This is a genomic window from Clostridium sp. AWRP (assembly GCF_004006395.2).
Taxonomy (GTDB): domain Bacteria; phylum Bacillota; class Clostridia; order Clostridiales; family Clostridiaceae; genus Clostridium_B.
In genome coordinates, this window is record NZ_CP029758.2 from 2,324,063 (window position 1) to 2,338,319 (window position 14,257).

The 14,257-nt window shown below is 31.8% G+C and carries 10 protein-coding genes and 1 other annotated feature; of the genes, 3 read left to right on the plus strand and 7 right to left on the minus strand.

Annotation, left to right across the window (positions count from 1 at the left end; all coding sequences use genetic code 11):
- Positions 1-3: 3 nt before the first annotated feature.
- From DMR38_RS10790 to DMR38_RS10800, 3 genes are read right to left on the minus strand one after another with little or no spacing between them, the layout of a single operon-like run.
- On the minus strand, positions 4-663 hold the full coding sequence (locus DMR38_RS10790) for a corrinoid protein (RefSeq protein WP_127721327.1): 660 nt from the start codon (positions 661-663) through the stop codon (positions 4-6).
- Between the two features lie 23 nt (positions 664-686).
- Entirely contained in the window at positions 687-1,559 is an 873-nt protein-coding gene (locus DMR38_RS10795) for a uroporphyrinogen decarboxylase family protein (RefSeq protein WP_127721328.1), read from the minus strand.
- A 31-nt stretch (positions 1,560-1,590) separates the two neighbouring features.
- Positions 1,591-3,315, minus strand: coding sequence for an ASKHA domain-containing protein (locus tag DMR38_RS10800; RefSeq protein ID WP_127721329.1), 1,725 nt, complete (start codon positions 3,313-3,315; stop codon positions 1,591-1,593).
- A gap of 263 nt (positions 3,316-3,578) precedes the next feature.
- Here DMR38_RS10800 and DMR38_RS10805 point away from each other — a divergent pair, with 263 nt between their 5' ends.
- Both DMR38_RS10805 and DMR38_RS10810 read left to right on the plus strand, forming a co-directional pair.
- Positions 3,579-4,727: a double-cubane-cluster-containing anaerobic reductase gene (locus DMR38_RS10805; protein ID WP_127721330.1), complete on the plus strand. Its 1,149-nt coding sequence runs from the start codon at positions 3,579-3,581 to the stop codon at positions 4,725-4,727.
- Positions 4,728-4,789: 62 nt separating this feature from the next.
- A complete protein-coding gene (locus tag DMR38_RS10810) occupies positions 4,790-5,857 on the plus strand; it encodes a uroporphyrinogen decarboxylase family protein (protein WP_127721331.1) in 1,068 nt (355 codons plus the stop codon).
- A 108-nt stretch (positions 5,858-5,965) separates the two neighbouring features.
- Here DMR38_RS10810 and DMR38_RS10815 read toward each other — a convergent pair whose 3' ends face one another.
- From DMR38_RS10815 to DMR38_RS10830, 4 genes are all read right to left on the minus strand, one after another.
- Entirely contained in the window at positions 5,966-7,303 is a 1,338-nt protein-coding gene (locus DMR38_RS10815) for an MFS transporter (protein ID WP_127721332.1), read from the minus strand.
- Between the two features lie 338 nt (positions 7,304-7,641).
- Positions 7,642-7,838: a binding site (T-box leader), on the minus strand.
- Positions 7,839-8,053: 215 nt separating this feature from the next.
- Entirely contained in the window at positions 8,054-9,385 is a 1,332-nt protein-coding gene (locus tag DMR38_RS10820; protein ID WP_127721333.1) for an amino acid permease, read from the minus strand.
- 217 nt (positions 9,386-9,602) lie between these two features.
- Positions 9,603-10,718, minus strand: coding sequence for an alanine dehydrogenase (locus DMR38_RS10825; protein ID WP_127721334.1), 1,116 nt, complete (start codon positions 10,716-10,718; stop codon positions 9,603-9,605).
- Between the two features lie 297 nt (positions 10,719-11,015).
- A complete protein-coding gene (locus DMR38_RS10830) occupies positions 11,016-12,407 on the minus strand; it encodes a sigma 54-interacting transcriptional regulator (RefSeq protein ID WP_175412987.1) in 1,392 nt (463 codons plus the stop codon).
- Between the two features lie 401 nt (positions 12,408-12,808).
- Between DMR38_RS10830 and DMR38_RS10835 the strand changes: the two genes are divergently transcribed.
- Positions 12,809-14,149, plus strand: coding sequence for an MFS transporter (locus tag DMR38_RS10835; protein WP_127721336.1), 1,341 nt, complete (start codon positions 12,809-12,811; stop codon positions 14,147-14,149).
- Positions 14,150-14,257: the final 108 nt, after the last annotated feature.

The window sequence follows — 14,257 nt, forward strand, 5'->3', positions numbered from 1 at the left end:
TCCTTATACAATTTTTGCTGTTTGTTTTTTAATTAGAGCTTTAGCTCGTTTAGCAGCTTTTGAAGCATCTAAGGTATAAGCATCTGCCCCTATTTTATCTGCAAAGTTTTGAGATATAGGTCCTCCACCTACCATGACTGATATTTTGTCTCTTATGCCCTCCTTTTTCAAAAGGTTTATTACCTCAGCCATGCCGTCCATAGTAGTGGTCATAAGAGTTGACAGTGCAATAATTGAGGCTCCTACTTCTTTGGCTTTATTTACAAAATCTACAGGAGGTATATCTCTTCCTAAGTCTATAACTTCAAATCCTTCTGTTTCCATCATTATTTTAACTAAGTTTTTACCTATATCGTGAGTATCTCCTTCTACTACACCAATTACTACTTTAGCTTTGTTTTCAGTTTGTTCTTTTTCCAAATGCGGCTTTAATATATCTAAACCAGAATACATGGCATCAGAGCATAAAAGTAGTTCAGGTATATAATATTCTTCTTCTTCATAGAGCTTTCCGGCTCTATTCATGCCGTCAGCTAATCCTTTATCTATAGCCTCATAAGCATTAATATTATTTCCTACACACTTTTTTGATATTTCTATAGTTTCCTCCTCTTGCATATTTAATACAGAATCAGATAGTTCTTTTAATAAATCATCCTTCATAATAAAATCATCCTTTCTTAAATTTATATTTGTATATTCCATATAACAGGATTTTTCATTTTTAAATTACTTTTTTTAATACAATTATGTCCTATAATTTTTACGTCTTTTCTTTCTTTTATAATCCAATCAATTGCTTGTCCATAAGTAATATTTTTATTTACTTCAATGGGAATTGATTTAATAAATCCTATTCTATCCATAGACGAAGAAGTTATTCCACATAAATGAATTATAGAATTTCCAAGTTTCCCTTCAATCTTTTTTAATACAGAAAAGCTATATCTTCCACTATAATCCTTGTACATTTTAGGACCTAGTATAGATAATGTCCCTGCTGAATCTCCAAAAGATATTATTTGTGCCCCCTTTTTTACACCTTCCTCTATTATCTTTACTATACTATCTACTATTACGGACATAAATTTTTCTACAATATCTCTATTTTTCCTTACAGCTCTATAAAAAAGCATTGGATCAATAAGTGAACTCATTATAGTAAAGGGTCCTTGTACATTTAAAACCACTCTTTCATTTTGCTGTTTTAAAACCTCTACCGATTTTAAAACTTGTGCTATTCTACCTTTATTTAAATCTATAGTTTTTAAATTATTAAAGCTTTCTATGCTGGAAAATGCGTATTTTCCAACTCTTGGACCTATTTTACTATCTCCCATTTTAATATTTGCACCTAAAGCTTCTGCTTCCACAGTACGGCAAAATGGTACCATGGAAAAAGTGCTATTATAAAATTTTTTAATCTCAATAGCTAATTTAGCTATTAATTCTGCTTTAGTATGAGCTTCTGGAAAATTAATGCCGGTTCTTTTTACAACTTTTTCTGGTATTTCCTCTTGTGTATTTATAATACATTTAAAATCAATTTCATAGTCCATAAGATCCCTCCACAATATTTACTATATACAATTAAAAATTCAAAGCTTTTACAAAGTGATCTTGAAAATCGTCTCTTGTTGATAACTCTACTATTTTTATATTATTTTTAATAGTGTTCATCTCATTTAGCTTGTCCTCGTTTATAAGGGCTATCTTTGCACCTTCTATAGCTGAATTACCTACAAAATTTATTTTGTGATTAAACCCTTTAGGAATAAGACCTATTTCTTTTATACTTTCAGGATTTATATGATAGCCAAAAGCACCTGCAATTACTATTTCTTCTATAGACTCAATGCTTATGTTAATTTGATTTAATAACATAGTAATACCTGATGAAATAGCAGCTTTGGCCAGTTGTATTTGTCTTATATCTTTTTGAGATATATAAACATTATCAGTAATATAAAATTTTTTATCTTTTATTCTGTCCTTAAGCTTGTTTTGTAATTCCTTATTAAATCTTCCGGTGCTTAATATTACCTTTCTCTTTACTAAAGAAGCTGCTATATCTATAAGTCCACTTCCGCATATTCCCTTAGCACTTTTATTATTTATAGTTGAATAAGACAAATTAAGGTTGTCGTCTATATGAAAACTTTCGATAGCTCCCTCTTCTGCTCTCATTCCACAGGAAATGTTCATTCCTTCCAGGGCAGGTCCTGCAGCTGTAGAAGAAGCTGCCATTTTTCCATTAGATATAGCTGCTATTTCTCCATTGGTTCCTATGTCTATAAATACAGCTGGATAATTTCTATTGTGAAAATCTGTGGCAATAATACCAGCTGTTATATCAGCTCCCACGTAAGAAGATACAGAAGAAATCAAAGTTAAAATTCCTTCTTCGTTAATGTGTATGTCTAACTCTCTTGCTTTTAGATTTAATTCATCTAAAAATACAGCTCTATAAGGTGCTTTTGCTATGGAACCTGGTGATATTCCTAAAAAAAGATGCAACATAGTAGTATTTGCAGCTATCATAATCCTGTATATGCTGCAAGAAGAATATTTTTTGTAAGTAAGTTTTTTTATTAGGCGGTTAAGTTCATCTCTTATGCACTTGCTTAAAATATCTATGCCATCCTTTTTCTTCATAGAAAAAGTTATTCTAGATAGTACATCTCCTCCATATTCTGTTTGTGGATTTAATGCAGATACTCTATTTAAAACACTGCCATTTTCTAAATCTACAAGATATGCTGACAATCCAGTTGTTCCTATATCTAATGCTACTCCGAGTAAATTAGTACTATGTGTTTCTAAATTTAAAAGTTTATTTTTAAAAGTTATTCCATAGATCTCATCAGGTTTACTTTTTTCTAGTTGTCCTATTTTTTTTAAGTTAGAAAAAATATCTGATTTAAATTTAAGAGTATTCATGTAAGGATCAACTTTTTTTGCATCTATGCAGGGTAATTTTACTTTTTTTATAGCACTGTCTACCTTAACTTCTATACAATTGCCGCCATTAATAGTTTTTAAAACTTTTGCATTATCAAAAAGTTTTATTTTAGCATCACCTAAAATTTCTGTCATACAAGCGAGTCTTGTATAATCATTTTCAGTATGCTTTTTTTCTTCTTCTGTTTTTTTAGACAAATTTCCAAAGGCTTCTACTTTGCATTTATAACATCTTCCTTTACCATTGCATGGCGTTTCCATTTTAAATCCAGCCATTCTAATACATTCCATTAAAGTAGTTTTCCTTTTTACTTTAATTTCTACATCTCTATTTATAAATTTTACTAAGCACATTTTAACTTTTCTCCTCTAGTTAACTAAATGATATGTAACGTTACATAACAGTACAATGTTAATTCAATTATATCCCTGTATGTGAAAATTTAACAATAGTTATATATAAAACAAATAATTAACTTAAATGATATAAGATTTTTTTATAGATATAATTAACTATATAATCTGTGATAATATTAAAATATGTAATCTCTTAAAAATTAAAATAAAAGTCAATTTTTGTAATAATATAATATTAAAAGTAAGGAAGGTATTGATAAATGAATGATTTACCCCAAATATTTAATGATTTTAGTGATTCTAGAAAACAAGGATTTATAACTATAAAAAATCTAAAGGATGAGGGTAAAAAGGTTGTAGGAACTTTTTGCACTTTTACTCCATGGGAAATTATAAATGCTTCAGGAGCTTTGGCCGTTTCACTGTGTTCAAAAAGTGATGAAACCATAGAAGATGCGGAAAAGCATTTACCTAGGAATCTATGCCCGCTTATTAAGTCGAGTTATGGTTTTGCTATAACGGATAAATGTCCTTATTTTTATTTCTCAGATTTAATTGTAGGAGAAACAACTTGTGATGGAAAGAAAAAGATGTATGAATATTTAGACAAATTAAAGAATGTACATGTAATGCACCTGCCGCAGATACCCGATGATGCTGACAGTTATAAATTATGGAAAGATGAATTGATAAAATTAAAGGAAAAGCTTGAAAAAGAATTCAATATAACTATAACTGATGAAAAGTTAAAAAATTCTATAAAACTTCGTAATAGAGAAAGAAAAACCTTAAAGGAATTTTATGAATTGGGAAAAATGTGCCCTCCTCCAATAACAGGCATAGAATTACTTAAAATTTTGAATGGATCATCTTTTAAATGGGACAATGAAACTTTAATCAATGACTTACATAATACAACAGAGAAAATTAAAGATGCTTATGATAAGGGAGAAAGAAAAGTATCACAAAATGCCAAAAGAATATTGATTACTGGCTGTCCAATGGGTGAAGCTACAGAGAAAGTTGTACATGCTATAGAAGATAACGGTGGAGTAGTGGTATGCTATGAAGATTGTACAGGTGTTAAGGAAATCTCTAAGCTTGTAGATGAAACTAAAGATCCTATAGATGCAATTGCTGAAAAATATTTAAAAATAGGCTGTGCTTGCATGACTCCAAACAACAATAGGACAAATTTACTTTCAGAACTTATAGATGACTATAAAATAGATGGGGTGGTAGATGTAATACTGCAGTCCTGTCATCCATACAGTGTAGAATCTTATGGAATAAAGAAATTTGTAAATGAAGAGAAAAAAGTACCTTATATGGCTATAGAAACAGATTATTCAAAAACAGATGTAGGCCAGATTAAGACAAGAGTTGCTGCTTTTATAGAAATGCTATAATTTATTCATCGGATAAACATATAACTATTTTAATATAAATTTAAGAAGGTGTTTAATTATATATGGAAATTAAAAAGGATTCCATGACTCCAAAAGAAAGAATGAAAGCTCTATCAAAGGGTGAAACTGTTGATAGAATACCATGTACTCCCATGATGGGTGTTACTTTAGCTCCTTTTATTGGGAAAACTACTTATGAACACTATCATAATGCTGATGTAACTGCTGAGCTTGAAATAGCTCTTTTTAAAAAATTTAGACACGATAGTGTTGGTGTAGGTGTTTCTCTTAGAGAAATTGCAGAAGCTATGGGAACGAAAGTTATATATCCTGAAAATGCTATTTCATATGTAGATAAGCCTGCCATAAAGGATATCAATGATGTATCAAAGCTTTCCCCTGCTGATCCCTATAAGGACGGAAAACTTCCGGTAAGACTTAAAGCAGTAAAAATGGTAAACGATGCTTTAGGTAAAGAAGTAAATGTAAGTTTTTCAATTCCTGCTCCTTTTACAACAGCTTCAGATTTACTAGGAACTGAAAATTTTTTAAAAGCGGTACTTAAATATCCTAAAAAGGTTAATGAACTTTTAGACATAGTAACAGAATCTAATTTTAAGATTATAGATATTATATCAAATATGGGAATTGGTTTTGGTATGTGTGACCCTGTTTCTTCTTCAAGTATAATAAGCAAAAGGTTATATGAGAAGTTTTCTATGCCCTATGTAAAAAAATGTGTAGATAGAATGAGACAAAAAAGTGGTATGGGAACCTCCATGCATATGTGTGGTAAAAGTAAAGAAATATGGAATAGTTTAATACAAACAGGAATAACCACATTGAGTATTGATAATACTGAGGATCTAGAAAAGGCTAAAAAGGCTGTTGGAAATAAGGTTTGTTTGGTTGGAAATGTATCACCAGTAGATGCTGTACGGTATGGAACTTATGATGATGTTGTACGTGAAAGCAAACTTTGTATAAAGAAAGCTTATGACAATCCAAAGGGATTTGTACTTAGTACTGGATGTCAAATTCCTATAAATTCTCCAATTGAAAATATACAGGCACTTATGGATACTGCAAGAAGCTTTGGTGCCTATCCTATAAAACCAGATTTGCTGTAGCCTATCTTGTATATAAAAACTCCACCATTTAAGATAATTAAAAGTTTCAGCGGTGGAGTTTTTTATATTAGAAACAACTAGTTTAACTTTATAATTATATTAGAAGCACTATATTTCATCTAAGGACTTCTGTTTTGTTTCAACTCCTAAAGTGGCAATAACAAATGCTACAATTATAAGTATAAATCCAAGTGATATAAAGACAACTTTAGTATCATAATTTTTTAGTATCCATGCTACTCCATAGGGGCTGAATATGGTTGCCAGTCTTCCAATGGCATTGCAAAATCCAGAACCTCTCATTCTTATATTTGTAGGAAATAATTCTGGGACGTAGATAGCAAGGCCAAGTGTAAGTAAAATATATATTATTACAGTTAAGAAAAATCCCATTATTAATATTATTCCCATAGCATTTTGTGAAGCGTAGGCATATCCAAGTGCACCAGCTGCAAGCATAAATACAGTAAGACACCATTTACGTCCAAGTTTATCTACAATAAAGCTGCCAATTAAAGCTCCAAGCGGTGCGCCTACCATCATTATAGTTGTATATCCTAGGGATTTGGAAATATTTATCCCCTTTCTCAAGAAAAACGTAGGTGCCCAACTTACAAAAGTGTATATTAAGGTGTTTATTGCAATTAGTACTACACAGCCTACAATAGTCCTGGAGATCATATTTTTACTAAATAAATCAGTAAATTTTCCTTCATCCCTATGTTTCTCTTTTTTTATTACACTGGGCTGAGATATGGGATTTCTTGATTCCTCTTCTGCTGCACTGTAGAATATGTCTACTACATCCTGTGCATCTTTTTCCATTCCCTTTGATTCATACCATCTTGGAGATTCAGGCATACTTTTTCTAAGATACCATACAATTAGGGAAAATACTCCTACAAATACAAACATCCATCTCCATCCAAATCTAGGTATTATGATATATCCTAAAAATGCAGCTGCTGGAGTAGAACAGTTTGTTATAAGAGAAAGCATGGATACCCACTTTCCTCTCGTCTTTGATGGTACAAATTCTCCAAGTAATGCATATCCTGTAACAATTTCAGCACCAAGACCAATCCCCATTATTCCCCTGCAGGCTATTAAAAAAATCATATTAGGAGAAAATGCAGCTACAAGAGAGGCTCCTCCAAATATTAAAAGATTCAACTGATAGGAAAATTTGCGTCCAAAACTATCCCCTAAAAATCCAGTAAGAAGCGAACCTATTAAAAGTCCTAAAAAAGTTACAGAGATAAAAGTAGCATTTAATCCAATATTTGACCATCCACTTTTTAATAATACGCCTAAAACTCCACCTGCCAGATATACATCAAAACCATCTAAAAATATTCCAAGGCCTATAAGCCACAATATCTTGTAATGTAATTTAGATACTGGAACATAATCCATTTTTTCAGAAATGTAACTAACCGATTCCATTAAAATACCTCCATCCAATAAGTGCAAAATTAATTTTTTTATATATAATTTTACTGGCCAGTAAAAATTATTTTCTAAAATTGAGTATAAAAAATAGACCTTCCCATGGGGCGAAAGGTCTATCGCGGTACCACCCAAATTTATTACTTAAATAGTTTAACGGCGTTATGTCGGCACAGTCCTACTGACTTCAGATTGCAATTTAAGGGTGAGTTTCAATATAATATAAATGTGTTTTTTCACCATGCGCACTCTCTTTAAAGTATAATTATATCTACTTGCCCCTATCATTATTTTTATAATATTAAGTTGTTAAAATAAAAAAGCGGTATTGTTTCTCTTGGAGCGAGAAACAATACCGCGGTACCATCCAAATTTTTTCTTTATAAAATAACGGGTTTAACCGATACAGCCTACTCATATTTCAGCTAATAACTCGAGGACGAGTTTTCAATATATAAGTATTGTGAATTTACAGCAAACATCACTCTCTTTGAATATTATATATCTACTTGATTCCTGTCATAGTTTTTAAATTAATTTTCTTAATTATAGTACTAATTTAACCTATTGTCAAATAAATTTTTTAAGAAAGTTTATACCCTTCAAACTTACCTTCCCCCACTGTAACTATTAAAACGTATAGTGCTGTTGAAGAAGTAAGTGGGAGTATTGCTACCCTATGGCATTCTTTCTCAGCACCTCATTGAATGAAATGTTGGAACTTAAATATGGCAAAAATACGTATTATCATATATTCTTAGTATTTCTATCAGTTTTTTTCTTTTTACAATAGTAATATATAGGCAGTCCAATCAAAGTCAATCCAATTCCAAACATAGCACTGAGAAAGGAATCCATAATGGTAGCAAACATGAGATAGCATCCACCGATTATACCTATAGCAGGAATTACTGGATATAGTGGAACATGATATAACTTAGGGTTTCTTGTAATCCTTTTCCTTAAAACAAACAAACCAAAAACACCTAATGTAAAAAAAATCCATATTACAAATATAGTTAAATCTGTAAGCGAATTAAATGACCCGCTTAGAACAAATATAATAGTAATTATACCTTGAAAAATTAAGGCGTTAATTGGAGTACGAAGTTTTGGATGAATAGCTCCTAAAACTTCTCCCATGGGTAATTCTCTCTTTTGTCCCATAGCGAGGGCGATTCTAGTACCACATACCATTTGAGCATTTAAAGCTCCAAATACTGAAACCATCATACCTGCAGTAATAAAGGCAGTAGCTCCGCTTCCAAAAAGTTTAACTGATACATCCACTCCTACCTTATCTGAAGACATAATTTGGGCTGCAGGAAGTACATTGAAAATAGCTGTGTTGAATAATGCATATACAACTATAACAAACAATACACCAGTAATAATGGATATTGGCAAATTCTTTTCGGAATTTTCCATTTCAGATCCTAATGTACAGGTATTAATCCAGCCATCATAAGCCCATAGTACACCAAGGAGTGCAACGCCAATACCTGCACTTTGTGTGACTCCTACGTTGGCAAAACTTATGTCATGTGCCGTACCATTGGCCAAGCCAAAAATAATAATAGCTGCAATAGGAACCAATTTGACAACTGTGGCAATTGTCTGAAGCCAAACTCCCCATTTGGTTGCAATAGCGTTAACAATTACAATAAAAACAATTAATCCAACAGCAAGTGCCTTTTGCTGTATGCCATTCATTGGAATGAAGTATGTTGCAAAGGTAGCAACAGCAATAGCCATTGCAGCAGATCCACCTGGACTGGAGATAATAGCTTCTACCCAGCCATATAGAAAACCAAATACTTCACCGTATATTTCAGATAGGTAAGTATATAGGCCCCCAAGTTTGGGAATATAAGCTGCTATTTCTGAAATAGACAAAGCAGAACAAATTGTAATTAATCCACCAACAATCCATATTGTTAATGCACCACCAGGAGAGCCTGTGTTTTTTAAAACAACTGAAGGTTTCATGAATATACCTGAACCAATTACAAAACCAATTACGAATATAATACCTTCAAATAACCTTATATTTCTCTTTAACTGTGTTTGTTGAGGCATTAAAACCCCTCCTCCATATTTAGATTATTGTAAGTTTGAAGAGATATTGTTAAAACAATAATACATAGTTCCTTCTTCAAAGTTATTGTAACTAGATAACTTTGAAGAAGTTTTTCTATTGAATAATAATCTAATCCAAAAGTAAATGGAATCAATTATAAAATCTATTGAGAATACAATAACTTTGCATTTATCTTTAGTTTTATTTGTTTAGGCATTAAATTCCAAGTACCTCCTCAGGTGTCTTATATGCCCTGTTTTGCTTCTTTCCAGTTTCTTCGAGTGTTAAATCTCCAAAATAGAAACAAAGCCCCTTTCTTAATAAATTATTTTCAATAAGTGCTTGCTTATATCCCTTATTAGCAATTTCAAGTGCATATGGCAGTGTTGAACTGGTTAGTGCATCTGTAGCTGTCTTTGAAAATGCAGAAGGAATATTATCAACACAATAATGCATAATACCTTCCTCAAAATAAACAGGATTTTCATGAGAAGTTGACCTACAAGTTTCAATGGCTCCTCCATCATCACAAGATACATCTACTATTAAAGATCCCGGTTTCATGTATTTAAGCATTTTCCTTGTAATTAGATGGTCTTTTCTCCATTTTGGCCATAAAACACAATTTATTAGTACATCGCTTTTTTTCAAACATTCAATAATGTTGTTTTCATTGGAATATAAAAACTGCACATTTGACGGTAGTTTTGTTTTAGCCTGCTCCAATTTATCAAAACTAATATCTAGTAATGTAACATTATTTTCAAAACCTGCAGCTAATTCTGCAGCACCAATACCTGCGTAACCACTTCCTACTACAGTAATCTCTGGAGTGGGTATTCCATACACTTTTGAAAGCATAATTCCATTTCCACCGTGTATCTTCTGCGAGAACTGGCAAGCTGCCATAAACCCTCCCTTTCCTGCAATTTCACTCATTGGTCTAAGTAGTGGAAATTTTTTATTTTCATCTTCAATATCCTCATATGAAATTCCAATAGCTTTGCTTTTCAAAAATGCATTAGTTTGTTCTACATGAGCATTGGAATGTATATAGGTAAAAATAATTAGTCCTTCCCTTAAATATTTGAACTCCTCTGGTAAAATCTCCTTTACCTTATAAACCATATCTGCTCTTTTAAAAAGCTCATCTTTGTCCACAAGTTCTGCTCCTGCTCCCACATATTTCTTATCTTCTATGCTGCTGCCAACTCCTGCACCATATTCAATCAGTACTGTATGATTGTGTCTTTTTAATTCTCTAACCCCAGCAGGAGTTATTGCAACCCTGTATTCATTATCTTTAATTTCTTTTGGAATACCTATAATCATATTAACATCATCCCCCAAACAATTAATTTTTTAATTAAATCATAAAAGCACATCTTTCAAAGTAAAATAGTAATTTTAACTTAGCCCCCTTTGTATAAGCTTTACTTATATAAATAGCAAAACTTATACCAACTTCTTTTATAACCCTTAATTTTCCTGTAAACACTGGCTTTTTTAAAATATTGATTAAGATAAATATAAAAGTTCTGCCTAAAATTAAGCGGAACTTTTACATAAAAGCTTTGAATTTTGAACTTACAATATGATGAATTTTGGGCATGTATGCTAACTTTTCATCTATTTATTAGCTAATTTATACTTTTTGATTTTGTATTGAAGTGTTTGTCTAGGAATTTTCAATAGTTTTGCAGATTTTGTTATATTCCCATTACTAATTTTCATTGCGCTTTTTATTTTTTCTTTTTCAAAAAAATTCATTGTTTCGCTGAAAGTTCCTTCTTCTGATTTATAATTATTTAAATCATCATAATTATTTAAATCACTAAAATATATTGGCAAATGTTTAATATCAATATAACCATCTGATATTAAATTTATTGATGATTCTATTACATGCTGAAGCTCTCTAATATTACCAGGCCAATCATATTGGTATAATAACTTTCCCACGTTATTTGTTATACCTGCTACCTTCTTGTTAAAAATTTTATTATAATAATTTAGAAAATAGTTTATTAACAATGGGATATCTTCTTTCCTATCCCTGAGGGGTATAAGTTTTATTGTTATCACACCTAACCTATAAAATAGATCTTTCCTTATGTGCCTCTTATTTAATGCGGTTTTAGGATCCTCATTCATAGCCGCCATTATACGAACATTTACCTTTTTATCTTTTATATCTCCTATTCTCCTTATACAACCATCTTGTAAGACTCTTAAAAGTTTTGTTTGTAAATGAAGCGGCATTGAATTTATTTCATCTAGAAAAAGAGTTCCTCCGTCTGCTTGCTCAAACAAACCAGATTTATTAGTAGCACCTGTATATGCGCCTTGTGTTGTGCCAAAAAATGTTGATTCGAAGAGAGTTTCTGGAATGGCAGCACAATTTTGTACTACAAAAGGTTTATTTGAATTTTTTGAAAAATTATGTATAGACTGAACGAATAATTCTTTGCCTGTACCAGTTTCACCATATACTAAAACTGAAGATGGTGAATCAGCTATTAGTTTACCTTTTTTGATATTTTCAATCATTTTATCATTAACAGTAATAATATCATCAAATGAATATTTAAGTTCTTCTTTTGATATTTTCATGTATTTATGCTTGTTTATGTTATTTAATAAACTAACGTTTTCAATATCTTTTATACTAGTAATGTCTTTTGAAAGTTCAACAGTACCAACTATTTTACCACTTCTTATAATAGGTATGGTGAGGTTTTCTGTGAAGTAAGGGTTACCATTATTATCATAAAGTTTTTGACCCTCCTTATAGATGGGTTTAGATTTTTTTATGCACTGAAAGACTGTACTAGTCTCTTGTGATAAAGAAGGATATGCTTCTAAAATATTCTTATCTATAATATTATCATATGTATTACCTTTATCATTACCAAATCTCGGATTATATCTAACTAAATATACGATTTTACCGTTAGAATCTGTTATACTCAATGAGTCTATACTATTAAAGTTCGTATTGAATGCTATTTTATTAGACATTTTATCCCACCCCATTTAAAATTTTGTGCTTATATTAAATTATATCATAAAGATTGAATATTCATACATATTCCATAATATTTACCATTATTGTAAAATTAGCAGCAATATGGGGTAATATCACATAGCCATCAAGTTAAGAGAATTCTATAAAAATAAAGTCCCCCAACGGTAAAAAATATTTAGCAAACTAAAATGTGGAAAAGTATTGAATTTACATATGTATATACATTATAATATAAATGTTGAAGTTATAAAATTTATATTATTAGAGGTGAATATTTATGTAGGACGTTATTATTGGCGTAAATATTCTGTAGTATTATACAAAAAATATAAAAAGTTAGTTATTTAAAAAGATTAAAAAATAAATAGCTATTTAAGAAAGTGATGTGAATTAAATGAGTAGTATTTCGCGAAGGATTGAAAAATTGCCAGTTACACCCATGCTTTGGACAGTGCTGTTTTTGTCAGGCATCGGATGGATGTTTGATGCCATGGATCAAGGCATGATGGCTGGTGTAATGGCTTCAATTGGCAAGTCATGGAAGCTTACTCCTGCCGATTTAGGCTTACTCGGAAGTGCTTCAGCAGTGGGAATGGCTATTGGTGCCGCTGTAGCTGGAATGGTCGCTGACAAATATGGTAGAAGAACAGTTGTTACATTTACCCTTGTTCTATATGGATTAGCCAGTGCTGTATCCGGTATTTCTCCTAACTTTAGTATATTATTGTTGCTGCGATTTTTAACTGGATTAGGGCTAGGTGGAGAGCTGCCAGCAGCATCTACTTTGGTTAGTGAATTTTCACCTGCTAAATCCCGCGGTAGGATGGTTGTTTTGTTAGAAAGTTTCTGGGCTTGGGGATGGATTGCTGCAGCTTTAATTGCTTACCTTTTGATACCGATATATGGATGGCGTATTGGATTTTTCTTAGGAGGAATACCAGCACTGTATGCAGCCTATCTAAGAAGAAATATTCCAGAATCTCCTCGATACTTGGAACAGAAAGGACGTTTGGAAGAAGCAGATGGAATTGTACGTAAAATGGAACAACAAGCTGGAATAATTAATAATGAAATAGCTGTAACCGATTTGCCCAAAAATAAAAAAATGAGTAGTATCACTCTTGCTGATTTATGGTCCAAAGCCTATTTTAGGCGTACCATTGTTCTGTGGGTTCTATGGTTAGGTATTAATTTTGGATATTATGGTTTTGTTTTATGGACTCCAACCTTGCTTGTTGGCAAAGGATTCAGCTTAGTAAAGGGATTCGAATTTACATTAATCATGAGCATTGCTCAGCTGCCTGGATATTACAGTGCAGCCTATCTAATAGAAAAGATTGGACGTAAAGTAGTTCTAGTGGTCTACCTAATAGGTACTTCCTTATCAGCATATTTATTTGGTCAAGCAACATCTTCAGTTACTGTGCTTGTTTTTGGATGCCTACTTTACTTTTTCAGTCTAGGAGCTTGGGGCGCAGTGTACGCTTATACACCGGAAGTTTATCCTACACGTGTTAGAGGCAGTGGAGCCGGTTGGGCAGCTGCAATTGGCCGAATTGGTGCCATCGCTGCTCCTTACATAGTTGGATTGGTATATGAAACTAAAGGTAAACAAGTTGGCTTTACTTATGTCTTTCTTATGCTAACTATAGTGTTCGCAGTAGTTGCAGTAGTAGTTGCTCTAGTTGGTATTGAAACTAAAGGTCGAACTCTTGATGAAATCAATGTGTCTTAACTCTATCTTTTATTATGAAATCTCTTTTCTTGCTATTAAAGAAGTCCAAATCATAGATTTGGGCTTCTCTGCTTAACTGGTGGATAGAGATACATTTAAATATGTTTC

Bases quoted from the DNA above. Each gene is read 5' to 3' on its own strand.
- DMR38_RS10800 (WP_127721329.1), bottom strand. From the start codon at position 3,315: ATGTGCTTAGTAAAATTTATAAATAGAGATGTAGAAATTAAAGTAAAA.
- DMR38_RS10805 (WP_127721330.1), top strand. From the start codon at position 3,579: ATGAATGATTTACCCCAAATATTTAATGATTTTAGTGATTCTAGAAAA.
- DMR38_RS10830 (WP_175412987.1), bottom strand. From the start codon at position 12,407: ATGTCTAATAAAATAGCATTCAATACGAACTTTAATAGTATAGACTCA.
- DMR38_RS10790 (WP_127721327.1), bottom strand. From the start codon at position 663: ATGAAGGATGATTTATTAAAAGAACTATCTGATTCTGTATTAAATATG.
- DMR38_RS10825 (WP_127721334.1), bottom strand. From the start codon at position 10,718: ATGATTATAGGTATTCCAAAAGAAATTAAAGATAATGAATACAGGGTT.
- DMR38_RS10815 (WP_127721332.1), bottom strand. From the start codon at position 7,303: ATGGAATCGGTTAGTTACATTTCTGAAAAAATGGATTATGTTCCAGTA.
- DMR38_RS10835 (WP_127721336.1), top strand. From the start codon at position 12,809: ATGAGTAGTATTTCGCGAAGGATTGAAAAATTGCCAGTTACACCCATG.
- DMR38_RS10820 (WP_127721333.1), bottom strand. From the start codon at position 9,385: ATGCCTCAACAAACACAGTTAAAGAGAAATATAAGGTTATTTGAAGGT.
- DMR38_RS10810 (WP_127721331.1), top strand. From the start codon at position 4,790: ATGGAAATTAAAAAGGATTCCATGACTCCAAAAGAAAGAATGAAAGCT.
- DMR38_RS10795 (WP_127721328.1), bottom strand. From the start codon at position 1,559: ATGGACTATGAAATTGATTTTAAATGTATTATAAATACACAAGAGGAA.